We start from the raw sequence: 25,882 nt of genomic DNA on the forward strand, positions 1-25,882 counted from the left end.
CGATCAGCGCTGGATTTCGCGGTCGCGGTCCAGTTCGTAAGGCAGGTCGAGCAATTGCATGCCCGGGCCTTCCAGCGCGCCGAGGTGCAAATTGTCATCTTCTGCAGCTTCGGTCTGTACCACCGCCAGCAGTTCAATGTTTCGTTCGGCGTGAGCGGCCATCACCACTTCACCGATAGAACTGCCGTGCGTGGGTGAAAATAAGGGGGTGCCAGGCTCGGGCAGTTCACCGGCATCCATTTGCAGCCGATACAGGCGCCGCTTGAGTTTGCCCAGGTACTGCATGCGGGCGACGATTTCCTGGCCGGTGTAGCAACCTTTCTTGAAACTCACGCCGCCAACGGCTTGCAGATTGAGCATCTGCGGAATGAACAGTTCGCGGGTAGCCGGCATGACCTGGCCGAGCCCGGCGCGGATCTGACCCAGCAGCCACTGGTTCAGCTCGCCCTCGGTCAACTGTTCGCGCAGCCGGGCTGACAGCGGGTCGGCCTGTTCGGCGGGCGCCCAAAGTTCGGCGCGGTTCGGAGAGACGCGAATGGCAATCAGGCAATCATGACGAACGACGCTGTCGGTCTCGGCCGGCAGCTCAAGGCCCAAGGCTGCGAGCGCCGTGTCGGCGTTCTCCAGGCCGAAGCGAGCCCAGGCGGTGCTTTCATCGGTCAGTCTGGATTTGGAGAACACGGCATACTTTTTCAGGTCCGCCAGTTGCGGTTCGAGCAATTCGCTGGCCATTGCCATCAGTACACCATCGCCTTCGAGCAGGATGCGGAAACTCGATTGCATCCGGCCCTTCTGGGTGCAGCGGGCACCGAGGCTGGCCCGGCTGTCGCTCAGGTAGTTGAGGTTGCAGGTCAATTGGCCTTGCAGGAATTTGCCAGCGTCCACGCCGCGGACCGCGAGAACGCCTTCGTGGGACAGGGTGCAGAAAAAAGCGGAATCAGCCATGGGTCATCGCAGGGTAAAAAGTCTGGTGGACATCATAAGGGGGCGCCCTTGAAATGGGTAGTTCACAAAGGATCGGTGGTGCCTGACCCGAGCCGTCTGTTCCATCGCGGCGGGGCCTGTATACTTGCGCTCTATTTGAGGAGCGCTCCATGGTCGAAGATGTTGAACTGAATCGCCTTTACTGGCACAGCCGCCGCGGCATGCTTGAGCTTGACGTGTTGCTGGTGCCGTTCGTGAAAGAAGTTTATCCCCACCTTAACGACGTCGACCGTGCGTGCTACGTGCGTCTGCTCGAGTGCGAGGATCAGGACATGTTCGGCTGGTTCATGGAACGCAGCGAATCCGAAGACCCGGAGCTGCAGCGCATGGTTCGGATGATTCTGGACCGTGTCCAGCCCAAGTAATCGCTTTGAATGCCGCTGGCAGGCTTCCGGGCAACTGCTGGCGGCCTATCTCCTGGCCCAGGCCTTTGCCTTGGGTTCGTTGTTGCTGTTGTCCGTCCCGTTCTGGTTAATCAGCCTCGGCGTGCTGCTGTGCCTGGCCCATGGTGCCTGGACGCTACCGCGGCATCTATTGTTGACCCACCGTCAGGCTTTTTGCCGGTTGCGTCGTGACGCCGATGGCTGGCAGCTGTGAAACAGGGCATCTGGCTGGCAGGCGGTGCAATTGCGCCCTGACAGCCTGGCATTGCCGATGATTATCGTGCTGCGTTTTCGCCTGCGGGGGGAGTGGCGGGTCCGCTCGCTGTGTGTGCCCCGCGATGCGCTGGCGCCGGATCTGCATCGGCGCCTGCGGGTTCGGCTCAAGTTCAGCCGGCGTAGGTGGGCGGCACCAGGATAGTGTCCAACGCTTCGGGCAGCAGGCCCGGGTAGTCGAGCGTGTAGTGCAGCCCGCGGCTTTCCTTGCGTTCCATGGCTGAGCGGATCATCAGTTCAGCGACCTGGGCCAGGTTGCGCAACTCGATCAGGTCGCGGCTGACCTTGTAGTTGCTGTAGAACTCATCGATTTCATCCAGCAACAGCCGCACCCGATGCTGCGCCCGTTGCAGGCGTTTGTTGGTGCGCACGATGCCGACGTAGTCCCACATGAAGCGCCGCAGTTCGTCCCAGTTGTGAGCGATGATCACATCTTCGTCCGAGTCGGTGACCTGGCTGGCGTCCCATGAGGGCAGGGCGGATGGGGCGGCGATCTGTGGCAATTGCTCAAGAATGTCCGCTGCCGCCGAGCGGGCGTAGACGAAACATTCCAGCAACGAGTTGCTGGCCATGCGGTTGGCGCCGTGCAGGCCGGTGAAGCTGGTTTCGCCAATGGCATACAGGCCCGGTACGTCAGTGCGCCCCTGTTGGTCGACCATCACCCCGCCGCAGGTGTAATGCGCCGCTGGCACCACCGGAATCGGTTGCTTGGTGATGTCGATGGAAAACTCCAGGCAACGCTCGTACACCGTGGGGAAATGGCTCTTGATGAATGCTTCGGGCTTGTGGCTGATGTCCAGGTAGACGCAGTCGATGCCCAGGCGCTTCATTTCGTGGTCGATGGCCCGGGCGACGATATCCCGGGGCGCCAGTTCGGCGCGGGAATCGAAGCGCTGCATGAAACGCTCGCCGTTAGGAAGTTTCAGGTGAGCACCTTCGCCGCGCAGGGCCTCGGTGATCAGGAAACTCTTGGCCAGCGGGTGGTAGAGGCATGTGGGGTGGAACTGATTGAATTCCAGGTTCGCCACCCGGCAGCCTGAACGCCAGGCCATGGCAATGCCGTCCCCGCATGCGCCGTCGGGGTTGCTGGTGTAAAGGTAGACTTTCGCGGCACCGCCGGAGGCCAGGATCACGAAGCGGGCGCCGTAGGTGTCGACCTCCCCGGTGCCACGGTTGAGCACGTAGGCACCCAGGCACCGATCACCGTCTAGGCCCAAGCGTTTTTCGGTAATCAGATCGACCGCGACGCGTTGCTCCAGAAGCTCGATATTGGGCCGCTGGCGGGCTTGGGCCAGCAACGTCTTGAAAATCGCCGCACCGGTGGCGTCGGCAGCGTGAATGATGCGCCGATGGCTGTGACCGCCCTCGCGGGTCAGGTGAAACTCGAAACCACCGTCTTCGGTACCGGATTGCTCGTCACGCGTGAAGGGGACGCCCTGGTCGATCAGCCACTGTATGGCTTCCCTGCTGTGCTCGACGGTGAAACGCACGGCTTCTGGATTGCACAGGCCACCCCCGGCATTGAGGGTGTCATCGACATGCGATTCAATAGTGTCGGTGTCATCCAGCACGGCCGCGACGCCACCCTGGGCCCAGAATGTCGAACCGTTGGCCAGGTCGCCTTTGCTCAGTACTGCGATGCGCAGATGCTCAGGCAGTGTCAACGCCAGGCTCAATCCGGCGGCGCCGCTGCCGATTACCAGAACATCGTGTTGGAACTGTTGGCTCATTCGAAAGGTTTCCGCTCAAAACGACCCGGGTCGGGGTTGGCGCAAGACATCCGTTTCAATGGGGTCAGGCAGCCATGCAGCCCACTAGTATATAGAGAGGGGGATCGGCACAATAGCGGCGTATTCATGGCAATGTGAAACCAGAATGACACAACCGTGACGCTTCGTCGGATCACGATTTTGGTGGATGGGCGACAAGGCGACCGTTTCGAGGATGAAAGGCTGTTTATCTCGTCAGGGTTGCTCGATGTTCCACACACAAGGCTATAAATAGTTGGAACTTTTGCCGAGCGACTGGGTTCAATAGACGGTTGTCTGCAAAAGGGAACAGCGTCGGGTTGGTGCAAGATTAGGATTTGAATCTTTGCCGACAGGCCCGGCGACAGATTATTCGCGCAGCCGGGGAATCTCGTGCTGCGTTTTTCGTGCGTGCCGGATCAGAGCGCGCCGGAAACTTGCTTGGAGGGGAGAACTTTTGCGAAAAGCCCGAGTCTATGGTTGCAAGCCCGGTCGATTAGTAATGCAAGCCTCCTTCGAGCTTATCGAGGAGTGTTCATGCTAACCCAGGAAGAGGATCAGCAACTGGTCGAGCGCGTTCAACGCGGCGACAAGCGAGCTTTCGATCTGCTAGTGCTGAAATACCAGCACAAAATTCTCGGGTTGATCGTGCGTTTTGTGCACGACACCCATGAAGCCCAGGATGTTGCTCAGGAAGCCTTCATCAAGGCTTACCGTGCGCTTGGTAATTTTCGCGGAGACAGCGCGTTTTACACGTGGCTTTACCGCATCGCCATTAACACGGCGAAAAACTATCTGGTTTCACGCGGCCGCCGGCCGCCGGATAGCGATGTGAGTTCTGAAGATGCAGAGTTCTATGATGGCGATCATGGCCTCAAGGATCTTGAATCACCGGAACGAGCGTTGCTGCGGGATGAGATCGAAGGCACTGTCCATCGGACCATCCAGCAACTGCCCGAAGATTTGCGTACGGCTCTAACTTTACGTGAATTCGACGGTCTGAGTTACGAGGACATTGCCAGCGTCATGCAGTGTCCGGTGGGTACCGTGCGCTCCCGGATTTTCCGCGCTCGGGAGGCCATCGATAAAGCCCTGCAACCTTTGTTGCAGGAAAACTGAGACAGCGGCGACAGCCAAGAGAGGAACGCCATGAGTCGTGAAGCCCTGCAGGAATCGCTGTCCGCAGTGATGGATAACGAAGCGGACGAATTGGAATTGCGTCGGGTACTCAATGCCTTCGACGATGTTGAAACCCGTGAGACCTGGGCTCGTTACCAGATCGCCCGGGCTGTCATGCACAAGGACCTGCTGCTTCCGCGTCTGGACATCGCTGCGGCTGTATCTGCTGCTCTGGCTGATGAAGCTGTTCCGGCCAAAGCCTCCCGCAGCCCTTGGCGCAGCCTGGGTCGTCTTGCGGTTGCCGCTTCGGTTACGGTGGCCGTGCTGGCCGGGGTTCGCCTCTACAACCAGGATGAGATCGCCGGTGTGCAAATGGCCCAGCAGTCCAATCAGCCTGGCTTGGCCGCTCCACAGGTCAAGGGCCCGGCAGTGTTGGCCGGTTATAGCGAAAGCTCGGAAGTCGCCGGTCCAATGGCCAACGGTGTGCTGCAAGGCCAACCAGGCTGGCATGATCAGCGTCTGCCCAACTACCTGCGTCAGCATGCCCAGGAAGCAGCCCTGAAAGGTACTGAAAGCGCGCTGCCTTACGCCCGTGCAGCCAGTCTGGAAAACCGCTAAGGAGGACCATTGCGCGCCATACCTCTATTCTCGCTTCTGTTGGGTGGCTGGTGCGTTATCCCAGCCTATGCCGGTGAGGCTCAGGACTGGCTTAATCGTTTGAGTCAGGCCGAGCAACAGCAAAGCTTCCAGGGCACTTTCGTTTACGAGCGTAATGGTAGTTTTTCTACCCATAGCATCTGGCATCGTGTCCAGGATGGCAAAGTCCGCGAGCGGTTACTCCAGCTCGATGGGTCGGCACAGGAAGTCCTGCGCATTGATGGACGTACTCAATGCGTAAGCGGCTCCTTGATCGCTGGGGTGGGGAATACGCCTGAAGGCACGGCACGTGCGCTCGATCCGCAAAAACTCAAGAATTGGTATGATCTTGCCGTCATTGGCAAGTCGCGCGTGGCCGGGCGCCCTGCGGTGATTGTGGCGCTGACGCCCAAGGACCAGCATCGTTATGGTTTCGAACTGCATCTGGACCGAGAGACCGGCCTGCCGCTCAAGTCTCTGTTGCTCAATGACAAGGGCCAGCTGCTCGAGCGTTTCCAGTTCACACGTTTGAATATCACGGCACCGTCCGACGCTGATCTGCAAGCCACTGCCGAATGCAAGGTAGTAGCGCAGACCCCAGCTAAAAGTGCCATGGCGAAAACTGCATGGCGTTCGGACTGGCTTCCACCGGGCTTCGAACTGACCAGCAGTGCGCTGAGAAAGGATCCGGAAACCAACGTTCAGGTCAATAGCCTGATGTACGATGATGGCTTGGCTCGTTTCTCGGTGTTTCTGGAGCCGTTGAACGGCGCGACCGTCACCGACACGCGTACGCAGCTCGGCCCGACAGCAGCTGTTTCGCGTCGACTCACGACGCCCCAGGGCGAAATGATGGTCACGGTGGTCGGCGAAATTCCCATCGGCACAGCGGAACGGATCGCGCTCTCCATGCGTTCCGATGCCACGGCGACTCAATAGCTGTCAGGGTGGTTCGATTGGGCAAGAGGCTTACAGCGCCGGGACTTGATCGAAATGCCGAAACTTTCTGTCAGCATTTTCATTTGCAAAACTTCAATTTTTTTTCTATAGGTCAGAGCCGCTCGGCTCTGGCCTTGCCTGTTTGCGGAACAAAAATACCGGCGTATCTTCCCCTGGTATTTCTTGCTCCATATCGCTTAACCACGCTCGTCGTAACGGGAGCCGTATGTCGATACCACGCTTGAAAACCTATCTTTCCATCTTTGCCACTGTGCTTGTGCTCGGTCAGGCCGTTCCCGCTATGGCGGTCGAATTGCCTGACTTCACTGAGCTGGTCGAGCAAGCCTCGCCTGCGGTGGTGAACATCAGTACCACCCAGAAACTGCCGGAACGCCGGGTGATGGATCAGCAGATGCCGGACCTGGAAGGTTTGCCGCCGATGTTGCGCGAGTTCTTCGAGCGCGGGATGCCGCAACCGCGTTCGCCCGGCGGTGGCCGTCAGCGTGAAGCGCAGTCCCTGGGCTCGGGTTTCATTATTTCGCCCGACGGTTACATCCTGACCAATAACCACGTGATTGCCGATGCCGACGAGATCCTGGTGCGCCTGGCAGACCGCAGTGAGCTCAAGGCCAAGCTGATCGGCACTGACCCGCGTTCTGACGTGGCGTTGCTGAAGATCGAAGGGAAAGATCTGCCCGTGCTCAAGCTGGGCAAATCCCAGAACCTGAAAGCCGGCCAGTGGGTCGTGGCCATCGGTTCGCCGTTTGGCTTCGACCATACCGTAACCCAGGGCATCGTCAGCGCCATCGGTCGCAGCCTGCCAAACGAAAACTACGTGCCGTTCATCCAGACCGACGTGCCGATCAACCCAGGCAACTCCGGTGGGCCGCTGTTCAACCTCGACGGTGAAGTCGTGGGGATCAACTCCCAGATATATACCCGTTCGGGCGGCTTCATGGGCGTGTCCTTCGCGATTCCGATCGACGTCGCCATGGACGTGTCCAATCAGCTGAAAACCGAAGGCAAGGTCAGCCGCGGCTGGTTGGGCGTGGTCATTCAGGAAGTGAACAAGGACCTGGCCGAGTCGTTCGGCCTGGAGAAACCTGCCGGTGCGCTGGTGGCGCAGATCCAGGAGGGTGGTCCGGCTGCCAAGGGTGGCCTGCAAGTGGGCGACGTGATCCTGAGCATGAATGGCCAGCCGATCGTCATGTCCGCTGACTTGCCACATCTGGTGGGCGCCCTCAAGGCCGGTTCCAAGGCTAATCTGGAAGTGATTCGCGAAGGCAAGCGCACAAACGTCGAATTGACCGTCGGCGCCATCCCTGAGGAAGGCAAGGAGCTGGACTCGCTGGCCAAGTCAGGCGTGGAACGTAGCAGCAATCGTCTGGGCGTGGCTGTGGCGGAGCTTACGCCAGAGCAAAAACGGACCCTGGAGCTGCAAGGTGGTGTAGTGATCAAGGAGGTGCAGGAGGGTCCTGCGGCCATGATCGGCTTGCAACCAGGCGACATCATCACTCACCTGAACAACCAGGCAATCGGTTCGGCCAAGGAGTTCACCGACATCGCCAAGGCGTTGCCGAAGAATCGTTCAGTCTCGATGCGGGTTCTGCGTCAGGGCCGTGCGAGTTTCATTACCTTCAAGCTGGCCGAGTGATCGCTTAGCTGTCCCCAAAAAAAACCGCCTCGAAAGAGGCGGTTTTTTTGTGTCCGAAAAGACTCAGCCCATCATGTCCTTGACCATGCGCTCCTGCTCCATGAGCTCGCGCTGCCTGGCGTCGATGCGTGACGACAGCGGGAAATTGCTGCCGGCGCGCCGTTTGGCGAAGTCCAGTTGCTGGATGGCCTGGCGGTAGTCGCCCACCAGGGCGAAGTATTCGGCGCGGGCCTGGTGCAGGCCGATGATGTTGCCCGACAGTCCGCGGGTCTCTGCCACCATGTACCAGACATCCGGATCGTCCGGACGAGTCTTGAGCAGGTTCTCCAGAGCCTTCTCGGCGTCGGCGGGGCGGTTCTGCTTGAGCAGCAAGTCGACGCGCACCTGATTCAGCGGATAGTTGCCCGGGTACTGGGTCAGCATCCGGTCGACGCGAGCCTGAGCGTCTGGCAGCTTGTTGCTGGTGATATCCAGATCGACCTGGGCCAGGTTATAGATGATCTCGTTGGGCGATTTGGCCAGGAGCTGCTTGAGGTTTTCCCGGGCCTCATTCAGCTGGCCACCCTTGATCTGCGCGATCGCCAAGCCATAGCGGGCCACGTCGTTCTTCGGATTTTCATCCAGCTGCGCCCGGAAGCGCTTGGCGCCCAGCCCCGGAGTTTCTTCGTAGATCAACTTGACCCGTGCGCGAATCAATTGATAACGCATGCTGTCTTCGATGCCACCTGGCCTTGCCTGTTCGGCACGGTTGCGGGTGTCGGCGATTCGGGACTCGGTCACTGGGTGAGTCAGCAGGAATTCAGGGGGCCTGGCGTCGAAACGGTACTGGCGCATCAGCCGTTCGAACATGGTCGGCATGGACCGCGGATCATAGCCGGCCTTTTCCAGGTTCTGGATGCCGATGCGGTCGGCTTCCTGTTCGTTCTGGCGAGAGAAACGTCGTTGTTCCTGGATGGCTGCTGCCTGGGTGCCGGCAATGGCCGCGATCCCGGCGTCACCCCCACCGGCGGCGGCGATCACAATGCCGGCCAGCAGCGCTGCCATCATCGGCACCTGCATGCGTTGTTGAGCTTCGACGCCCCGGGCAAAGTGGCGTTGTGACAAGTGCGCCAGTTCGTGGGCCATGACCGAGGCGTATTCACCTTCGGTCTGCGCATTGAGGAACAGTCCACCGTTGACCCCGACGATTCCGCCGGGTGCGGCGAAAGCGTTGAGCTGCGGGCTGTTGATCAGGATGAACTCCAGGCGTCGGTCGTTGACCTGGCTGGTCTCCACCAGTTTGTAAACGCTGGACTCGACGTAGTCCTTGAGCTGTGGATCGTTGAGCTGTGAAACCTGACTGCGCAGCAAGGCCAGCCAGGCGCGACCCAACTGGTGCTCCTGTTGCGGCGAGACGATGGCAGAACTGGCGTCGCCAAGTGACGGCAGGTCGTCGGCGAAGCCCGGTGAGGCAAGCAGGCAAGCGAGCGTCAGCAGGGTGGGGCGCAGAAATGTCATGCACGAAGCCTTAGTCGACAAAGACCCTACTGTAGCCGGACACCAGGCCCGGGACCAGATATTCTAAGTCGCTCAACGACCTGCTGCGGAGTGAACCGATGACCGATGCTGTAGCCCCCGATGCCGAACTGGACGCCAGCGGCCTGAATTGTCCGTTACCACTGCTCAAGGCCAAGCTGGAACTCAATCGCCTGGCCAGCGGCGCCGTGCTCAAGGTGACCGCAACGGATGCGGGCTCCCAGCGCGATTTCCGCACCTTTGCCCGACTGGCCGGTCATACGCTGCTGCGTGAAGAAGACGACAACGGCGTCTACCGTTATTGGCTGAAGAAAGCCTGAAAATCAACAGCGGCCCTTAAGGATTTTTAATGTTCAAAGTGTTACGCGACTGGATCCAGCGCTACTTCTCCGACGAAGAGGCGGTGGTGCTGGCAGTGTTGCTGTTCCTGGCCTTCACGGCAGTCCTCACGCTGGGCGGCATGCTCGCGCCGGTGCTGGCAGGGATGGTGCTGGCGTACCTGATGCAGGGGCTGGTCATGACGCTGGAACGGATGCGGCTGCCTGGCGCCATGGCGGTAGGGCTGGTGTTCGCCCTGTTCATGGGGGTGTTGGTGGTGTTCGTCGTCGTGATCATGCCGCTGCTCTGGCATCAGTTGGTGACCTTGTTCAACGAATTGCCCGGGATGCTCGTCAAATGGCAGTCGCTGTTGTTGCTGTTGCCGGAGCGCTATCCGCATCTGGTGTCCGATGAACAGGTACTGCAGGCCATAGAGGTGGTGCGCGGCCAGATCGGCAAGTTCGGCCAGTGGGCGCTGACGTTTTCTTTGTCCAGCCTGCCGCTTCTGGTGAACATCATGATCTACCTGGTGCTGGTGCCGATCCTGGTGTTTTTCTTTCTCAAGGATCGGGAAATGATCGGGCGCTGGGTCCGTGGCTATCTGCCTCGCGAGCGGGCGCTGATCACCCGGGTGGCCCAGGAAATGAATCGCCAGATCGCCAACTACATTCGCGGAAAAGTCATCGAGATTTTCATCTGCGGCGGCGTGACCTACATCGGCTTCGTGGCCCTGGGGCTCAATTACGCTGCATTGCTGGCGCTGCTGGTGGGCATTTCGGTGGTGGTGCCGTATGTCGGGACCGTGGTGGTGACCGTGCCCGTGGCGTTGATCGCGCTGTTCCAATGGGGGTGGAGCGATCAGTTCATTTATCTGATGGCCGTCTACGGGATCATCCAGGCGCTTGATGGCAACGTGCTGGTGCCGCTGCTGTTCTCCGAGGCGGTGAACCTGCATCCGGTGGTGATCATCTGCGCGGTATTGCTGTTTGGCGGGCTGTGGGGGTTTTGGGGGGTGTTCTTTGCCATTCCCCTGGCAACACTGTTCAAGGCTGTGCTGGATGCGTGGCCGAGCCGTGAGCCGGTGGTGGCGCCGTTGCTGTAGCTTGATTAATCAGGTGATGCTGATGGCCCCATCGCGAGCAAGCTCGCTCCCACAGGATTGATGAACACCATAAATCCCCTGTGGGAGCGAGCTTGCTCGCGATAGCGTCAGGACAGACAGAAAAAACTTCAGGCCTTGTTCAGAGCCTGCGCCGCCGCCAACACCGCATCCACATGCCCCGGCACCTTCACGCCGCGCCATTCCTGGCGTAGCACGCCATCCTTGTCGATCAGGAACGTGCTGCGATCAACGCCCAGGTATTCCTTGCCGTAGAGCTTTTTCAGCTTGATCACGTCGAACAGCTGGCAGACGGCTTCGTCCTTGTCGCTGATCAGCTCGAACGGAAACTCCTGCTTGCACTTGAAGTTCTCGTGGGACTTGAGGCTATCACGCGATACGCCGAACACTTCGGTGTTGGCAGCCTGGAACTGGGCGTACTGGTCACGAAAACCCTGGCCTTCGGTGGTACACCCCGGGGTGCTGTCCTTGGGATAGAAGTAAATCACCACCTGCTTGCCTTTAAGGGCCGCGAGGCTGACGGTGTGCCCGCTGGTGGCGGGCGCCTGGAAATCGGTAACCGGTTGATCGATGGCAACGGCCATGAACGCTTCCTTACATTGGGTTTTGGGGGCGCCACGGTTCGATCAGGGCATCGAGGTTCATCGCGTCGGCGAAATCCAGGAACTGATCGCGCAGCCAACTGATCTGGGTGCCGGCCGGCAGTGTCACGGTGAACGTGGCATTGAGCATGGTGCCGCCTGTCTGCGGGGCCTGGTAGGTGTCGCAGGTCAGGTTTTCCAGCTCGACATGGTGGTCCATGAAGAACTGGCACAGCTCGTTGATGATGTCCGGGCGATAGGCCGAACTCACATACGCCACGTAGGGCAGGGCCTGGGGGCGGTTCTCCAGGGCGGCGCTGCGCACCACATTGACGGTGAAGGCGTGTTTCTTGGCCAGCACCGGCAGGCTCGCTTCCAGGCGGGCCAGGGCGTCCCAGCTGCCGGAAATCTCAAGCACGAGCGCACTGCATTCGCCATGACGGGTCAGGCGTGAAGTTACGACGGCGCAGCGATTTTCATGGCTGGCGCGGCACAGGACGTTAGTCAGCTCCATGGGGTTGGCGCCAAGGGCACTGATAACAAGGAATTGTTCGCGGACTGTGGGGGTGGACATGCAGCATTCCTAAAGCGATGAGCGGTCGGCACTTTTGCAGCTCGGCACGGCGACAGACCGGGATAAACGAACGACTCAAGCCCTGTGCCTGGGGTTGCGCTGCATTCCGGGACGGCGGGAATGCGGCAGGACAAACGCAGGAATGGGGCTTGTGGCGACGAATAACGGAGGCTGGGAACCGGCGTATGAGCTTATCGGTACCGATCAAAGCCTGAAGGGTAGCGAAAACCATCGCCAAGGGGAATGGTAGTTCGCTTGTACAAGCATCTTGGCGCCAGTACCATTACCGCTCTCTTTTTCCGGCAGGAGCGGTTTCATGATTGCGGGCAGTATGGTGGCACTGGTCACACCCATGGATGCACAAGGGCGTCTTGACTGGGCCAGCCTCAGCAAACTCGTGGACTTCCACCTAGAAAACGGCACCCATGCCATTGTCGCCGTCGGTACCACTGGCGAATCGGCAACCCTCGATGTCAACGAGCACATCGAAGTCATCCGTGCCGTAGTCAAGCAGGTAGCCGGGAAGATTCCGGTGATCGCCGGTACCGGCGCCAATTCGACCCGCGAAGCCGTCGAGCTGACCCGCAACGCCAAGGAAGCCGGTGCCGACGCGTGCCTGCTGGTCGTGCCGTACTACAACAAGCCAACCCAGGAAGGCTTGTACCAGCACTTCAAGCACATTGCCGAAGCGGTCGACATCCCGCAGATCCTCTACAACGTTCCCGGCCGCACCTCCTGCGACATGCAGGCCGAGACCGTGATTCGCCTCTCCACCGTGCCGAACATCATCGGTATCAAGGAAGCCACCGGCGACCTGGACCGCGCCAAGGCCATCCTCGCTGGCGTGAGTGATGACTTCATCGTGCTGTCCGGCGATGATCCGACCGCGGTCGAGCTGATCCTGCTGGGTGGCAAGGGCAATATCTCCGTCACCGCCAACGTCGCTCCGCGCGAAATGGCCGACCTGTGCGAGGCTGCGCTCAAGGGCGACGCCGAGACCGCGCGGGCAATCAACGAAAAACTGATGCCGTTGCACAGGGACCTGTTCATCGAAGCCAACCCGATTCCGGTGAAGTGGGCTTTGGTTGAAATGGGCCTGATGCATCAAGGCATCCGCCTGCCGCTCACCTGGCTGAGCGAAGCCTGTCACGAACCGCTTCGGCAGGCCATGCGCCAGTCGGGCGTCCTGGTTTAATTGAGGAAGTACAACGCATGAAGCGAATGGCCGGACTTTCCGCACTTGCCTTGATTATCTCCAGCACCAGTGGCTGCGGATGGGTCTGGGGCCCGGAAGGTTACTTCCGCGACCGTGGTAGCGATTACCTGGAAGCGCAACAGACTGCACCGATGCAACTGCCTCCCGATGTCAATGTCGCCAAACGTCTGGATCCGCTGTTGCCGATCCCGCGTAATGTGGCCGACGACAGCGTCAAGGGTGAATACATCGTCCCCCGTCCACAGCCGCTCTCGGCCATGGCCGATGCCAGCGACTACACCCTGCAGAAGAGTGGCGATTCAAGCTGGGTCATGGCCCAGCATCCACCGGCCGAAGTCTGGCCCGTGGCGATCCAGTTCTTCCAGGACAACGGTTTTCGCCTGGATGAGCAGCGCCCGCAAACGGGCGAATTCACCACGACCTGGCAACGTGCCGATGAGCTGTCCGCCTCCATGGCCAAGCGCCTGAGCGCCGCCGGTGTCGGTGCCGACAGCGAAAGCCGCGTGCGGGTTCGCATCGAGCCGGGCGTGCAGCGCAACACCAGTGAAATCTACGTGGTCAGCGCTGAACGCCCTGCCGGCAGCACCGCTGATGTGGCCTTCACCAACCGTTCGGTCAACACAGGCCTGGACGCTGCGCTGGTGGACGACATGCTCGCCAGCATGAGCCGTACCGCAGAACAGGGCGGTTCGGTTTCGATGCTTGCATCCCGGGACTTCGACGTCCCGAGCCGCGTCAGCCTGAGCGAAGACGGCAGCGGCAACCCGGTGCTCAACGTCGGCTCCGACCTGGATCGCGCCTGGTCGAGCGTAGGTCGTGCGCTGGAACAAGGTGAGTGGCGGGTTGAAGACATCAACCGCAGCCTGGGCCTGTACTACATCAACCTCGCCGAAAAGGCCGAGAAGAAAGATGAGAAGCCTGGCTTCTTCAGCGGTCTGTTCGGCAGCGCGCCGGACAAGGAAGAAATTGAAGCCCGTGCCGAGCGTTATCAGGTTCGCCTGAGCAAGGTGGGTGACAACGTTCAGGTGACCGTCGAGAAAAACATCAACACCGTGGCGCCGGCCGATGTGGCCCGCAAGGTGTTGAGCGTGATTCAGGACAACCTGGGCTGATCCGATGCGTTTTGCCGTTCTCGGCAGCGGTAGCCAAGGGAACGGCACGCTGATAGCCAGCGCCGGCACGTATGTGCTGGTCGATTGTGGTTTCTCTTTGCGAGAAACCGAGAAACGCCTGTTGCGCCTGGGTGTGCACCCGGCGCAATTGAGCGCGATACTCGTAACCCACGAACATGCCGACCACGTGCATGGCGTGGGTTTGCTGTCTCGGCGCTACAATCTGCCGGTGTACCTGAGCCGTGGAACACTGGAGGGGCTGCGTAAGCCCATCGAACCTGCTGGCTTCGTCGCCGGTGGCGAGCAACTGCGCATTGGTGCTCTGGAAGTCAGTGTGGTCAGCGTGGCGCACGACGCCCGGGAGCCAACGCAGTATGTGTTCAGCGACGGTGAGCGGCGCTTTGGGTTGCTGACCGACCTGGGTTCGTATTGCGACAGGGTGATGGACAGCTACCGGGATCTCGATGCCTTGATGATCGAGTCCAACCATTGCCGTGACATGCTGGCGCGCGGGTACTACCCATACTTTCTCAAGCAGCGGGTAGGTGGGGAACACGGACATTTGAACAACCACCAGGCGGCGTTCCTGGTGGCCGAGTTGGGCTGGCAAGGCCTGCAACACCTGGTCCTGGCCCATCTGAGCAGCAAGAACAACCTGCCGCAGCTGGCCCGGCAATGTTTCGTCGACACCCTAGGGTGCGACCCGGACTGGCTGCAACTGGCCGATCAAGATTCAGGGCTCGACTGGCGACATATCGCCTAGCCCATCTACTTAGCAAGCGGAGCCCATCATGGAAAAACGTGAAGAACTCTACCGCGGCAAAGCCAAATCGGTTTACAAGACCGACGACGCAGACCGCTTGATCCTGCTGTTTCGCAACGACACCTCGGCGTTCGACGGCAAGCGCATCGAACAACTGGACCGCAAGGGCATGGTTAACAACAAGTTCAACGCCTTCATCATGCAGAAGCTCGAAGCCGCTGGCGTGCCGACTCAGTTCGACAAGTTGCTGGGCGACAACGAATGCCTGGTCAAGAAGCTGGACATGATCCCGGTCGAATGCGTCGTGCGTAACTACGCCGCCGGCAGCCTGGTCAAGCGCCTGGGCGTGGAAGAGGGCATGAAGCTCAACCCATATACCTTCGAGCTGTTCCTGAAGGACGACGCCAAGGGCGACCCGTTCATCAATGAATCCCACGTTGTGGCGTTCGGTTGGGGCACCGCCGAGCAACTGGCGCGCATGAAGGAGTTGTCCCTCAAGGTCAACGAGGTGCTGACCAAGCTGTTCGACGACGCCGGTCTGCTGCTGGTGGACTTCAAGCTTGAGTTCGGTGTGTTCAGCGATGGCTCCATCGTCCTGGGTGACGAATTCAGCCCGGACGGCTGCCGCCTCTGGGACAAGGACACCAAGAAAAAGATGGACAAGGACCGCTTCCGTCAGGGTCTGGGTGATGTCATCGAAGCCTACGAAGAAGTTGCCCAGCGTCTGGGCGTACCGCTGTAAACGACGCAAGCATCTGATAGCACGGAAAAAATTTCGCCCGGGGGTTCGCTTCCGGCGAATGTGCTGGTATGATGCGCGCCACTGGAGAGATGCCGGAGTGGCCGAACGGGACGGATTCGAAATCCGTTGTACTGGCGACAGTACCTAGGGTTCAAATCCCTATCTCTCCGCCATTATTGAATACGACTAAGCCCCTGAAATGGTTGAACATTTCAGGGGCTTTTTCGTTTCTGGGGGTAGGGCATTTTTAGGGCCAAAAGGCTCGCTATGATGTCGTCCGATGCTAAAGGTCCGAGGGCTGGTCAAATACTCATGGTGAGCCATTTTTGATTAGAGCTATGCGGCGTCACTCATCTAGGTCGGGAAAAATGATTTTTCCTACGATCCAAGGTTCCACAATGTCGCTATGAACCGTACGTAAAAACGATCCCCATTCCTTCCGATTGTGAGCATCTGGTCCAATGATCGTCAGCATTAGGTACGCATCTTTGAAATCATCATAGGCATAGATAAGCCAGAAGTCGTTGTCAGGGTCTTCTGTTAGGGCTGTGCGGTAGTACTGGCGGCCGATTTGAGTCCAACGAGCTTGTGTTTCTGCAGTGCTCGCCAAATGGATGTGACACATATCGCTCAGATCGAGCTGTTCATCTCTGCCAAAGATAGCCGGAAGCTCGCCGCACACCTTGTAGTTATAAAAGTGTGCGGCAATATTTTTCCAGTTCTGTGTTTGTTCAAAAAGTGCGGAAATTTTAACGGCTGGCATCCACGCCTACTTTGTAATAGGAAGCTTGCCAGTGATTACAAAATTATCGAACACTTTCTGACCATCACGTGCAGCTTGTCGAACGTCAAGAAATGTCAGCTCTTCGTGAGTGACTTTTCTGCGCGCTTTCTCGACTTTTTTTGTGGTAGCCATCGGAGCCTCCGAGGTGTGTGTATTCATGCTGATCAGCTTATGTGATTAATCGAGTCCGGGCAAACCGGAGGGTTTCAGTGTCATCGAACCATGCTCGTTTCGACGAAATGGGCCCCGTCAGGGGCCCTTTGAACTAGGCCGGCTCTGCATCCAATCGTCGGGCTATGACATCGAGCACGTCACAGCCATCTCTCAAGGGGATACAGCACAGCTGTGCAAAGTCCTGAAGGATTACCGAGTCGCTGGGAATGTCCCCGCGCATTGCGAGGTTCTCTAAAAGCTGGGTAACTGCGCGAATTCTATAGCCCGCCGTGTCAAGCAGTATGTGCAAAGGCGCGGAGGTATCGACGAAGAGGGGTTGATCGTCGGCATTACTGGTAAGAGCCATGTATCTATTCATTTTTTAAATTCCATTTGATTGAGGACCTTCTTAATCGTCGCCAAACGAATAAGGTGGTAGCTGTACGCGGGTTGGCGAACCGGACAAATAGAAAAACCGGCAGATCCAAAGATCTCCCACGCACAGCTACCGAAAAGCAGCATATTGCGCACGGTAGCGTTCCGCAATCCGCGAGAGGTTCCTGCATATTTGTCATGGGTCGCCAAACCCAAGCCGCTCCTACGAACGACGCTTGGACTATAGGGCCCTTCTGTAGAAATCATCAATCAGATGATGCGTAAGAAGATTCCCTGAATTATGTGGCCGGGAAATGTCAGAAAAATCCCCGCAGCAATTGCGTCTCCCCACCTTTTTCTATCCCAGCCAACCCCCTCCAAGACCTGCATAACCACAGTGTCTTCCAGGCCGAAAGCTTTGTGTCAATCAGACTAATGGTCTATAGCTCAAGGTATGCCTGCCGATAAGAAAGCTAACCCCCATAGAAGGAGTGCCCCCCATGATGCGGTTCTTTGCCGACCTGGGCTTTCGCTGGAAAATTACCCTGCCGATTGCTTTTCTGGCGCTGTTGTTGGTGTTGATGGGGTGGTCGGGCATGCGAGGCATCGACCAGGTGACGGCGTCCAGCACACAGCTGACCAAGCGTTACTTGCCGGCCATCAGCTTGCTGCTCAATGCCGATCGCGATCTTTACCAGGCTTTTGTTGCCGAGCGTAGTCTGCTCGATGGTCATGCGGACGAGCATCTGACAGCGCTGAGCGCCAGTCATGAGGAGAATGCGAAGCAGGCTTATGATCGCGTGCAGCAATATGCGGCGATGCAGCCCGGTGCCGAGGCGCTGGCGTTGGTCAGTCAGTTCAATGACGCTTTTGTAAAGTGGAAGCAGGTTTCGAGGCGCGTAATGGAGCTGTCCGTGGGGGATATGGAGGCGGCCAGCAAACTGAGTTTTGGTGACGGCGAACGCCTGTTCGAGGCCATGCGTGATCCCATCGACAAGCTTGGCGAGCTGGAAGACCAGGCGTCCCACCGCGAGGGAGATGCGGCGATAGAAAATGGCGAGAAAGTGGGGGTGTATCAGGGCGCCATTCTGTTGATCGGTCTGCTTGGCTGCATTCTGGTCGTTGTTGCCTTGCCAATGGTCGTGCTGCGTCCTATGCGTCGCTTGCTCAGCCGCGTCGAGCAGATTGCGGAGGGTGGCGGTGATTTGAAGGCGCGTCTTGAGGTTCGTTCGGCTGACGAGTTGGGCCAGCTCGGCAGCGCGTTCAACCGCTTTCTCGACAAACTGCAGCCGCTGATTGCCGAGGTGGGCCGGGTGACCGGGGAGGTCGATGCCGCAGCTCGCGCCATGGCCAGCATGGCCGCGACCAATGACCAACTGATCAGCAGCGAGCATGCGGCACTCGATCAGGTCAGCACCGCCGCGACCCAGATGAGCGCCGCCGTGCATGAAGTCGCCCACAACGCGCTGAATGCTTCGGATGCTGCACAACAGGCCACCAGTCAGTCCCGTGACGGTGCCGACGTTGTCAGCAGCACCATCGAATCGATCCGCCAACTGGCCCAGGAAGTGGAAAGCGCGTCGGGAACTATCGAAGCCTTGGCCCAGGAAACCTCCAGTATCGGCGCGGTCCTCGAGGTGATCCGTGGCATCGCTGAACAGACCAACCTGCTTGCACTGAACGCCGCCATTGAGGCTGCACGGGCCGGTGAGCAAGGCCGCGGTTTTGCCGTCGTGGCTGACGAAGTCAGGGCGCTGGCGGCGCGGACCCAGGATTCGACCAAGGATATCCAGGTCCGTATCGAGCGCTTGCAGTCGGGTGTCGCCAAGGCCGTTCAAGCGATGCACGTCGGTAGCACCAAGGCCCGTGACAGCGTCGAGCGGGCAGCGAGTGTCGATCAGGTGCTCAGCGGCACGGGTGGTTCCATACAGCGGATCAACGATATGGCCGCGCAGATCGCCAACGCTTGCGAAGAGCAGAGCAGTGTCACTGAGGAAATCGCCCGCAACATCTCCGACATTCGCGACCTGTCCAACGAAGCGGCGCAGAACTCTGCCCAGAGCATGCATGCCAGCCAGCAGCTTTCCGGGCTGTCGAGGACATTGGCGGATTTGATCGGCCGTTTTCGCACCTGAGTCCAGGCGCGATGGTGGCCACCCTCCCAGCCTTGGCGGCGCTCACCAGCGAGCGCTTGCGAGCCCTGCATCAGGACGGTTTCGTCCTGATGCCTGCAGTGTTGAGCGTCGCGCAAATCACCGACCTGCGCCATGCAATCGATCGCCTCAAACCTCAGCACTGGGACTACAGCGGCGTGATCGATCACTACAAATGCGTGTTCAATCGCGATCCGTTCTGGTTGCCGTTTCTCGATATGGACGGGGTGATCGAGCTGGCCGAGGCGGCCCTGGGGGATGATTGCCACATCATTGGGCAGACTGCCTGGCGGTGCCATCCCGGTTTTGTCGGCGCCCCGTTGCACCTGGATTACCTGGCAATGGCATTGCCACCACAGCTTCTGGCCGATCCAGCTTTCGAGTTGCCGATGCAGATTTGCACCGCGCAATTTTACCTCGACGACATCAATGCCGACCTGAGCCCGACCCGCGTCATTCCCGGCAGTCATCGGGCGGGGCGGGCGCCCGTGGCGGGCGAAACGCAATGGCAAGGGCGCGTCGCGCAACCGGTATTGTGCCGGGCGGGCGACGTGCTGGTGCTGCGCAGCGAGTTGTGGCATGCCGGCAGCGAGAACCGCAGCGTCGACCGTTCACGTTATATGCTGCAGGTTCACTATGGCCGGCGGATGATCGCGCAGAAGTTCTCGCCTTATCTGTACTGGCAATTCAACCCCGCTGTACTGGCTGCCGCGACACCTCGCCAGCGGCGCCTGTTGGGCGATCATCAGGAGGCTGAGTACGATTGACCTCCTGGCATCGGTTACGTCACGGCGCTACGTCAGATCCAGACATCATTCACCGCTGTTCGCTCATTGGTTTCATCGCCCGTGTTAATGACACCGCGAGGTTCGATCAACAGCAATTTCACTTCCAGTGCGGCGCTGGGCTTGTGCTCAACACCTTTTTTCACCACGTACATCTCGCCTGGGCCAATCGTCACCGCGCCGTCGCGAAAGTCAATGCGAAGCTCGCCTTCCAGCACGATGAAGGTTTCATCGGTATCGGCGTGGGTATGCCAGACGAAGTCACCTTCGAGCCGGACGATCTTGAACTGGTAGTCGTTCATTTCGGCCACGACTTTCGGGGCCCACTGTTCCTGGAAGAGTGTGTATTTCTGAGCGAAATTGATGGGGGAGTAGTGAGTGCTCATGGGGAATGCTCGTCTTGTGAAGGGGGTGAGCGCGACCTTACTGCCTGAGCCTGAGCAGGTATTGGATGATTGTGCAGCTTTTGTGGGGCCCGGCACCCGAAGTCAGCGCAGCATCTTCAGCCAGCGTGCTGGTGAAATGCCGAAAGCCTGGCTATGTAACCGGGTCATGTGGCTCTGATCGAAAAAACCGCACGCCAGGGCCGCTTCACTTAATGGCATGCTCTGGATAACCAGACGACGGGCTTTATTCAGGCGTCGCTGGTTGATATACCGATAGGGGCTGGTGCCGTACAGAGCGCGAAAGTCCCGGGACAGGCTCCATCGATCCCGGCCACTGGCCTGGACCAGATCATCCAGACTGATGGGCTGGTCAAGGGCATCATGAATGAACAGTCGTGCGCGCTCTGCCGCCGAGTAGTCGATCAATCGCCGCCCACGCCGGTTACCCGCTGCGCTGTCCAGTGCCTGGGCCACATCGTAGATGCCGTCCTCCTCTTCCAGCGGATCGAGTGGATGATCCATGCAGCGCAATAATCTGCGCGTAGCCACATTGAGGTGAGGATCGTTCGACAACCCCCCTTCGATGAAGGGCAAGGGTTTGCCGCCCAGCACTTGCTGGATCACGGAGGGCTCTACATAGAACATCCGGTAGCGAAAGCCGTCGCTCGTGCCTGCTTCGCCATCGTGAACTTCGTCCGGGTGCAGGACGATGGTTCCGCCGGGCTGGCTATGGCGTTTGCTATGGCGGTAGTTGAAGCTCTGAACACCGCAAAGCGTGACGCCGATGGCGTAGGTGTCATGCCGGTGGGTGGTGTAGCCATGGCCACTGAAATAGGCTTCGATGCGTTCCATTTTCCGCGATTCAGGAGCCCGCACCAGCCAGTCGCGATCACGATTTGATTGAGTCATTTAGACCGGCCTCTCGCTTTTGTCTGCACACGATACCTGTCTGATATGCCTTGGCGCAGGAAAAAGCGAGATCCGGATTCTTCGGAACGCAGAAAGCTGCTCGTTACGCAGGGCGGCTTACTGGTCGTACAGTGCGTCGCTGTTTCAGATTTCTTTCACGGGTGTCTCACCCTGGGCACTCTTGATCAGCCCGATGACGTGAAGGCAGTCAGCCTTGTTCACATAGGATTCGCCGCTGGCGATCGTTTCGTGGTTGCCGGCTCTCAAGCGCCACCGCCATTGGCCTTTTCCAGTGCTCTGGGTGCCTCGGGTCTGCCTGTAGATCTCAAAATACATCGGTTCGCTCCCTGCGATTAATTCATTCAAGACATGCTTTGCACATGTCGCTCCAAGCCTAGCCAAGCTGATAGTTTTGGCTATGGGAAATTCGTTTCCATTCGTTATCAAATATTGCCGATGTGGATGCGAGGGACCCGGGGACTACGAGGGTTTCAATTACCTGGGGTTGGGGGTGCTGATGCTGGCCATCTGCGCCGGCGTGGCACTGCTGCAAGGCAACACCGGTCTGGCGGGGGCCGTGCGTCGCAGACCTCTATTGCTGTTGGCGCTGATCGGGCTGACGCTTTTTTCACTGACCAACAAGCTCGGTATTGGCATGCTGGATGTGCATTACTGGTTGCCGAAAACCATCGAGCAGTTGGCGAACGTCTTTCGCGCAGCCGGTAGGATGTTCTGGCCGGTGTTCTACATTCTCGTGTTTACGCTGATCTTTTTGGTGGTCCGAGGCAATAAGCCACGAGCTGCGGTGTGTCTGCTGGCTGTCGCCCTGGTGGTGCAGGTTCTGGATACCCGCAGCGGGTGGGCAGGCCTGCGCAAGAGCCGGATGATGCCGACCGCCTCGAGCTGGCCGACGCCCCTGGCCGACCCGTTTTGGGCCCGCGCGGCAAATCACTACGCCAAGGTCCGGTCGTTGTTGCCGCAGAATCAGCCGGAAAACTGGCTGTTGATCAGCCAATACGCCCAGAACCATGGTCTGGAAACCGATAGCGTGTACTTGGGGCGGATGGGCACTCGGGAGATCGAACACGCTCAACGGCACGCTGGCCAAATGCTCGCCACCGGTCAGTATGAAGCGGATTCCCTCTACATTCTCGACAGCCGCACCGCGCTCGAAGCGATCAAAACCGTTAATCGTCAGACCGATCTGCTGACCCGTCTTGATGGCCTCGTGGTGCTGGCACCGGGATGGAAGACCTGTACCCAATGCCCACCGATAGCGCAGGAGACGCTGGACGTGCAGGTCAAGCCAGGTGAGCGCCAGGTGTTCAACCGAATAAACGCGATGTTGGTCAGCGGCTGGGGGCGCGTCGAAGATTGGGGCACCTGGTCGGAAGGTGCTCAGGCAGAGCTTGTATTGCGTGTACCCCCTGAGGCCCGCGCCCTCTCGATCGAAGCTGCGGCGTTCGTACAGCCCCTGCATACCAGGCAGAGAATCGAGGTCTCGATCAATGGCGTTGCGGCCCTGTCGACGCAACTGACCCGCATGCAGGAGAACACCCTGGAGCTGTCATTGAGCCCGGCCATCCGCGAAGCGATTGCCGCAGATGGGCAGGTGCGTGTGCAGTTTCATCTACCCGACGCGATCAGTCCCAAGGCGCTGGGGTTGGGGAGCGACGAGCGAGTCATGGCGTTGGGGCTGAAGTCTCTGACGGTGAATTAAGCCGGACGTCTTTATCGTGTGCTTAAAGGTTTTTTGCGCAGCGCTGAATGCACAATTTGAGGCTGTTTTTCGAAACGCTGATACGGCTGGAAGCGTTCATGCGTGAGCGCGCCGGCGCGGTGCAAATTCCGCTGCGCGAAACAAAAACCTGCGTCAGCCAAGTAAAGTCGAGGTATGGTTGCGACGGCTGAAACCACATCGTCATATTTTCGAACAGGAGTCGAACACATGCCTCACCTGCACATGGAGTACACCGCCAACCTGCCCAAGTTTGACGAGGGTGTCGTACTGCTGCGTCTGAATAATACGCTGGTGGCCTCCGGTCAGTTCGCTGCCGAGTCGGACATCAAAAGCCGGGCTGTGAAAATCGAGAATTTCCTGGTGGGCACCCTTTTCGAAAAGCGCGGTTTCGTGCACGTGAAGCTGGCCTTGTTGAGCGGCCGTTCGCCAGAGGTCAAGAAGCAGCTGGCCGAAAAACTGTTGGAGGTGATCCAGGAGGTGGGCGAATGGCCGGCTGACGTTTCCGTGCAACTGTGCGTGGAAATCCTCGACATCGACCGAGGCCCCTATGCCAAGGCTGTCGTCGGCGCCTGAGGGGCAGGTGCTATCAGTGGCCTGGCTGCACGGCGTTTCAAGGTGAATCCCGACAAGCCTTCAGGCGCTTGATGGTTTGCCGGGTGGGATCAACCGTGGCCGCACCGGCATGGCACAGGTTGATACTCTGCAAGATGGCGCGCACATGCTTGTACATGCCCTCGGCTTTATAAGTGGGGCGCATGCCAGTGCGGGTATTGATGAACAACTCGTCGTCGAAACAGGTCCGCAGTTTCTTGAGGCAGTAGCTGACCGTTGACTGGCTGACACACAACGCCTCGGATACACCGGTGACGCTGCTTTGCTCGTACACAGCGTTAAACACCATGAGGTCTTGCATATCGAGTTTTCTGAGGGAGTTACTGTTCAGCATCCGTTCTGTCTCTCTCTGTGCTCCTTGCGCGGATCTTGCGCAAACCAGACCTTGATCCTAACGGAACGATCGTCCCAGGAGAATGCCAGGCGAGCGGTTTCACGGTCGCGAGTGGGACAGATAATGTAATGAACACGACGGATCGTTCAGCATTCGATTCTCTGGCCGATTGTTTAGCTCATTGCGATCCAAGCTCCATCAAATCAAGGTTTAACCGGCTTTGGTGACGTGGGACTCTGCCAGGGTGTGTTTCCTGTGATGTCTTTTATGGACGGTTGGCCCGCAGCAATCCAATACCCTTCATTCGCCGCAATGGGGCCGGTGGGCAGGTTTATGTCCGGGGTCTCTCCCACGCTGTGCGCGCTGCCCTCTGAACTGGCTTTTTGGGCACTCTGGCATTGTCGCCACGCCCGTCCTCCAGATACTTGTATTTCCTGTTGATCCTAAACAGTGTTCGTTGATCGCGAGCACAGGTTGACGGTGCTTTGTCGCCCGTCCGACATGAAAATACGAGCGTTCTCATGAGTTCTGCCCACCTCTCTTTTGCCCCCCTGCATCAAGCCCAGGCGTTCCTGGAGCAAAATCCGGATATTGAGCTGTTCGAGCTGTTTATTCTCGACAGCAACGGTGTGCCTCGGGGCAAACTGCTGCACCGGGATGAGTTGCTGGCGCTTTACGAAAGTGGGCGGCCCTTGCCCAGTACCATTCTCGGGTTGACCATCAATGGCGACGACGTGGAAAACTCCGGGCTGGTGTGGGATGTTGGCGACATCGATTGCCGGGCTTATCCCATCAGCGGCAGCTTGCAGCGAATGCCCTGGCGGCTGATCCCCACTGCTGCAGTGCAGGTCAGCATGCATCCTCAGGAAGGCATGCCCGCGAGCATCGCCGATCCGCGTTACCTGCTCAGCCAAGTGATCGACGCTTTGCAGGCCGATGGCTATTACCCGGTGATGGCGGCGGAGCTGGAGTTTTATCTGTTGGACGCGCAGCGCGACAGCCAGGGCCGGCCGCAACCGGCGCGGGACGCTGATGGCGGCCGACCCGGTGCCACGCAGGTCTATGGCTTGCGCGAGCTGGAACAGATCGAACCGTTCCTGGCGGACCTCTATTCCGCCTGCAAGTCGCAGGGGATCCCGGCCCGAACGGCCATTTCCGAATACGCGCCGGGCCAGGTGGAAATCACCCTCGAACACCGCACCGATGCCTTGCAGGCCATGGATGAGGCGGTGCGCTACAAACGTCTGGTCAAAGGCGTGGCGCATAAACACGGCATGCAGGCGTGTTTCATGGCCAAGCCGTTCGCGGAACTGGCGGGTTCGGGCATGCACATGCACGTCAGCCTGGCGGATCGCGAGGGCCATAACCTGTTTGCCAGCGAAGCCGCCGATGGCACGCCGCTGCTGCGTCATGCGGTGGGCGGGATGCTCGACACGTTGCTCGACTCACTGCTGATGTTCTGTCCGAATGCCAATTCCTACCGGCGCTTCCAGAGCAACAGCTACGCGCCGCTGGCAGCAACCTGGGGCGTGGACAATCGCACCGTGAGCCTGAGGGTACCGGGCGGGCCGGCGTTTTCGCGGCATATCGAACATCGTATTTGTGGTGCCGACGCCAACCCGTACCTGGCCGCCGCAGCGATACTGGCCGGCATCCATCGTGGCATTCGTGAACAGTGCGATCCCGGTGCGCCAGTGGCGGGCAACGGCTATGCCCAGGCGAGCGAATTGCTGCCCACCGACTGGCTCACCACCTTGCGCACGCTTGAAGCCTCGACCTGGGCCAGGCAAGCCTTCGGCGATGAGTTCCTCAGGGTGTACCTGGCGGTCAAACGCGCCGAATACCGTCAGTTCATGGGCGAGGTCGGAGAGCAGGACTGGCGTTGGTATATCCATCAGGCCTGAACCGAGCGACAAGCTGCACGTCGGATCGGACGTGCGGCTTGCTACTTGAAAAATTATTTAATGGCAAGT

26 protein-coding genes, 1 tRNA gene and 3 pseudogenes are annotated in these 25,882 nt (G+C 59.1%); 19 read left to right on the forward strand and 11 right to left on the reverse strand.

The features are described 5' to 3' along the window. Nucleotides 1-3: 3 nt before the first annotated feature. Complete coding sequence (locus tag T3A99_RS23205; RefSeq protein ID WP_322834833.1) at nucleotides 4-945, reverse strand: folate-binding protein YgfZ; 942 nt, start codon at nucleotides 943-945, stop codon at nucleotides 4-6. 149 nt (nucleotides 946-1,094) lie between these two features. Here T3A99_RS23205 and T3A99_RS23210 point away from each other — a divergent pair, with 149 nt between their 5' ends. Beyond that, a complete protein-coding gene (locus tag T3A99_RS23210) occupies nucleotides 1,095-1,349 on the forward strand; it encodes a succinate dehydrogenase assembly factor 2 (protein ID WP_007930227.1) in 255 nt (84 codons plus the stop codon). Continuing rightward, nucleotides 1,333-1,785: pseudogene (locus T3A99_RS23215) on the forward strand (protein YgfX). The gene T3A99_RS23210 and the pseudogene T3A99_RS23215 overlap by 17 nt, the downstream one beginning before the upstream one ends. Here the strand turns inward: T3A99_RS23215 and nadB are convergent. Beyond that, nucleotides 1,754-3,370, reverse strand: a complete 1,617-nt coding sequence (nadB, locus tag T3A99_RS23220) for an L-aspartate oxidase (protein WP_047227973.1) — start codon at nucleotides 3,368-3,370, stop codon at nucleotides 1,754-1,756. The pseudogene T3A99_RS23215 and the gene nadB overlap by 32 nt on opposite strands. Nucleotides 3,371-3,925: 555 nt before the next feature. On the opposite strand from nadB, the gene rpoE reads away from it, so the two are divergent. From rpoE to T3A99_RS23240, 4 genes are all read left to right on the forward strand, one after another. Further along, nucleotides 3,926-4,507 (forward strand): RNA polymerase sigma factor RpoE, encoded by a 582-nt coding sequence (gene rpoE, locus T3A99_RS23225; RefSeq protein WP_003172477.1) that lies wholly within the window; start codon nucleotides 3,926-3,928, stop codon nucleotides 4,505-4,507. A 30-nt stretch (nucleotides 4,508-4,537) separates the two neighbouring features. After that, on the forward strand, nucleotides 4,538-5,125 hold the full coding sequence (locus T3A99_RS23230; protein WP_047227972.1) for a sigma-E factor negative regulatory protein: 588 nt from the start codon (nucleotides 4,538-4,540) through the stop codon (nucleotides 5,123-5,125). Between the two features lie 9 nt (nucleotides 5,126-5,134). Then, complete coding sequence (locus T3A99_RS23235) at nucleotides 5,135-6,082, forward strand: MucB/RseB C-terminal domain-containing protein (protein WP_274090343.1); 948 nt, start codon at nucleotides 5,135-5,137, stop codon at nucleotides 6,080-6,082. A 226-nt stretch (nucleotides 6,083-6,308) separates the two neighbouring features. Next, nucleotides 6,309-7,736, forward strand: coding sequence for a DegQ family serine endoprotease (locus T3A99_RS23240; RefSeq protein ID WP_047227970.1), 1,428 nt, complete (start codon nucleotides 6,309-6,311; stop codon nucleotides 7,734-7,736). A gap of 63 nt (nucleotides 7,737-7,799) precedes the next feature. On the opposite strand, the gene T3A99_RS23245 is transcribed toward T3A99_RS23240, so the two are convergent. Then, the gene (locus tag T3A99_RS23245) at nucleotides 7,800-9,233 is read right to left on the reverse strand and encodes a M48 family metalloprotease (protein ID WP_076385958.1); all 1,434 of its coding nucleotides are present in this window, start codon (nucleotides 9,231-9,233) and stop codon (nucleotides 7,800-7,802) included. Nucleotides 9,234-9,331: 98 nt separating this feature from the next. Here T3A99_RS23245 and T3A99_RS23250 point away from each other — a divergent pair, with 98 nt between their 5' ends. Then, nucleotides 9,332-9,571: a sulfurtransferase TusA family protein gene (locus T3A99_RS23250; RefSeq protein WP_047227968.1), complete on the forward strand. Its 240-nt coding sequence runs from the start codon at nucleotides 9,332-9,334 to the stop codon at nucleotides 9,569-9,571. Nucleotides 9,572-9,600: 29 nt separating this feature from the next. Then, nucleotides 9,601-10,671 carry an AI-2E family transporter gene (locus T3A99_RS23255; RefSeq protein ID WP_274090342.1) on the forward strand — a complete coding sequence of 357 codons (1,071 nt, stop codon included), beginning with the start codon at nucleotides 9,601-9,603 and terminating at the stop codon, nucleotides 10,669-10,671. Nucleotides 10,672-10,799: 128 nt separating this feature from the next. Here the strand turns inward: T3A99_RS23255 and T3A99_RS23260 are convergent, their stop codons facing one another. Next, complete coding sequence (locus tag T3A99_RS23260; RefSeq protein WP_047227966.1) at nucleotides 10,800-11,273, reverse strand: peroxiredoxin; 474 nt, start codon at nucleotides 11,271-11,273, stop codon at nucleotides 10,800-10,802. Between the two features lie 10 nt (nucleotides 11,274-11,283). After that, nucleotides 11,284-11,844, reverse strand: a complete 561-nt coding sequence (locus T3A99_RS23265) for a glycine cleavage system protein R (protein ID WP_047227965.1) — start codon at nucleotides 11,842-11,844, stop codon at nucleotides 11,284-11,286. A 316-nt stretch (nucleotides 11,845-12,160) separates the two neighbouring features. Between T3A99_RS23265 and dapA the strand changes: the two genes are divergently transcribed. From dapA to T3A99_RS23290, 5 genes are all read left to right on the forward strand, one after another. After that, nucleotides 12,161-13,039 (forward strand): 4-hydroxy-tetrahydrodipicolinate synthase, encoded by an 879-nt coding sequence (gene dapA, locus T3A99_RS23270; protein ID WP_322834834.1) that lies wholly within the window; start codon nucleotides 12,161-12,163, stop codon nucleotides 13,037-13,039. 17 nt (nucleotides 13,040-13,056) lie between these two features. Beyond that, the gene (gene bamC / locus T3A99_RS23275; RefSeq protein WP_305467700.1) at nucleotides 13,057-14,172 is read left to right on the forward strand and encodes an outer membrane protein assembly factor BamC; all 1,116 of its coding nucleotides are present in this window, start codon (nucleotides 13,057-13,059) and stop codon (nucleotides 14,170-14,172) included. 4 nt (nucleotides 14,173-14,176) lie between these two features. Continuing rightward, the gene (locus T3A99_RS23280) at nucleotides 14,177-14,935 is read left to right on the forward strand and encodes an MBL fold metallo-hydrolase (protein ID WP_047227962.1); all 759 of its coding nucleotides are present in this window, start codon (nucleotides 14,177-14,179) and stop codon (nucleotides 14,933-14,935) included. Nucleotides 14,936-14,963: 28 nt separating this feature from the next. Beyond that, nucleotides 14,964-15,677 carry a phosphoribosylaminoimidazolesuccinocarboxamide synthase gene (gene purC / locus T3A99_RS23285; RefSeq protein WP_025212375.1) on the forward strand — a complete coding sequence of 238 codons (714 nt, stop codon included), beginning with the start codon at nucleotides 14,964-14,966 and terminating at the stop codon, nucleotides 15,675-15,677. 83 nt (nucleotides 15,678-15,760) lie between these two features. Continuing rightward, a tRNA-Ser gene (locus tag T3A99_RS23290) sits at nucleotides 15,761-15,850 on the forward strand. Between the two features lie 173 nt (nucleotides 15,851-16,023). Here the strand turns inward: T3A99_RS23290 and T3A99_RS23295 are convergent. Together T3A99_RS23295 and T3A99_RS23300 are read right to left on the reverse strand one after the other, a co-directional pair. After that, nucleotides 16,024-16,440, reverse strand: coding sequence for a type II toxin-antitoxin system YafO family toxin (locus T3A99_RS23295; protein ID WP_047227961.1), 417 nt, complete (start codon nucleotides 16,438-16,440; stop codon nucleotides 16,024-16,026). Nucleotides 16,441-16,726: 286 nt separating this feature from the next. After that, nucleotides 16,727-16,993: a hypothetical protein gene (locus T3A99_RS23300; protein ID WP_047227960.1), complete on the reverse strand. Its 267-nt coding sequence runs from the start codon at nucleotides 16,991-16,993 to the stop codon at nucleotides 16,727-16,729. 499 nt (nucleotides 16,994-17,492) lie between these two features. Here T3A99_RS23300 and T3A99_RS27985 point away from each other — a divergent pair. The 3 genes and pseudogenes from T3A99_RS27985 to T3A99_RS23310 form a co-directional block, all read left to right on the forward strand. Beyond that, nucleotides 17,493-18,266: pseudogene (locus T3A99_RS27985) on the forward strand (MCP four helix bundle domain-containing protein); the annotation flags it as partial. A 78-nt stretch (nucleotides 18,267-18,344) separates the two neighbouring features. Next, complete coding sequence (locus T3A99_RS27990) at nucleotides 18,345-19,124, forward strand: methyl-accepting chemotaxis protein (RefSeq protein ID WP_409078014.1); 780 nt, start codon at nucleotides 18,345-18,347, stop codon at nucleotides 19,122-19,124. A gap of 11 nt (nucleotides 19,125-19,135) precedes the next feature. Then, entirely contained in the window at nucleotides 19,136-19,909 is a 774-nt protein-coding gene (locus tag T3A99_RS23310; RefSeq protein WP_322834836.1) for a phytanoyl-CoA dioxygenase family protein, read from the forward strand. Between the two features lie 32 nt (nucleotides 19,910-19,941). Here T3A99_RS23310 and T3A99_RS23315 read toward each other — a convergent pair whose 3' ends face one another. The 3 genes from T3A99_RS23315 to T3A99_RS23325 form a co-directional block, all read right to left on the reverse strand. After that, complete coding sequence (locus tag T3A99_RS23315) at nucleotides 19,942-20,313, reverse strand: cupin domain-containing protein (RefSeq protein WP_076385948.1); 372 nt, start codon at nucleotides 20,311-20,313, stop codon at nucleotides 19,942-19,944. A gap of 102 nt (nucleotides 20,314-20,415) precedes the next feature. Next, nucleotides 20,416-21,222: an AraC family transcriptional regulator gene (locus tag T3A99_RS23320; protein ID WP_322834837.1), complete on the reverse strand. Its 807-nt coding sequence runs from the start codon at nucleotides 21,220-21,222 to the stop codon at nucleotides 20,416-20,418. Between the two features lie 144 nt (nucleotides 21,223-21,366). Next, nucleotides 21,367-21,558 (reverse strand): YegP family protein, encoded by a 192-nt coding sequence (locus tag T3A99_RS23325; RefSeq protein ID WP_047227955.1) that lies wholly within the window; start codon nucleotides 21,556-21,558, stop codon nucleotides 21,367-21,369. Between the two features lie 181 nt (nucleotides 21,559-21,739). On the opposite strand from T3A99_RS23325, the gene T3A99_RS23330 reads away from it, so the two are divergent. Next, entirely contained in the window at nucleotides 21,740-22,942 is a 1,203-nt protein-coding gene (locus T3A99_RS23330; protein WP_322834838.1) for a hypothetical protein, read from the forward strand. 228 nt (nucleotides 22,943-23,170) lie between these two features. After that, nucleotides 23,171-23,536: a 5-carboxymethyl-2-hydroxymuconate Delta-isomerase gene (locus T3A99_RS23335; RefSeq protein ID WP_047227950.1), complete on the forward strand. Its 366-nt coding sequence runs from the start codon at nucleotides 23,171-23,173 to the stop codon at nucleotides 23,534-23,536. Nucleotides 23,537-23,606: 70 nt separating this feature from the next. Here T3A99_RS23335 and T3A99_RS23340 read toward each other — a convergent pair. Further along, nucleotides 23,607-23,909: pseudogene (locus T3A99_RS23340) on the reverse strand (LysR family transcriptional regulator); the annotation flags it as partial. Nucleotides 23,910-24,430: 521 nt separating this feature from the next. Between T3A99_RS23340 and T3A99_RS23345 the strand changes: the two are divergent. Further along, a complete protein-coding gene (locus T3A99_RS23345) occupies nucleotides 24,431-25,813 on the forward strand; it encodes a glutamine synthetase family protein (RefSeq protein ID WP_274090338.1) in 1,383 nt (460 codons plus the stop codon). Nucleotides 25,814-25,882: the final 69 nt, after the last annotated feature.

It is taken from the genome of Pseudomonas sp. N-137 (assembly GCF_034555295.1).
GTDB lineage: Bacteria > Pseudomonadota > Gammaproteobacteria > Pseudomonadales > Pseudomonadaceae > Aquipseudomonas > Aquipseudomonas rhizophila.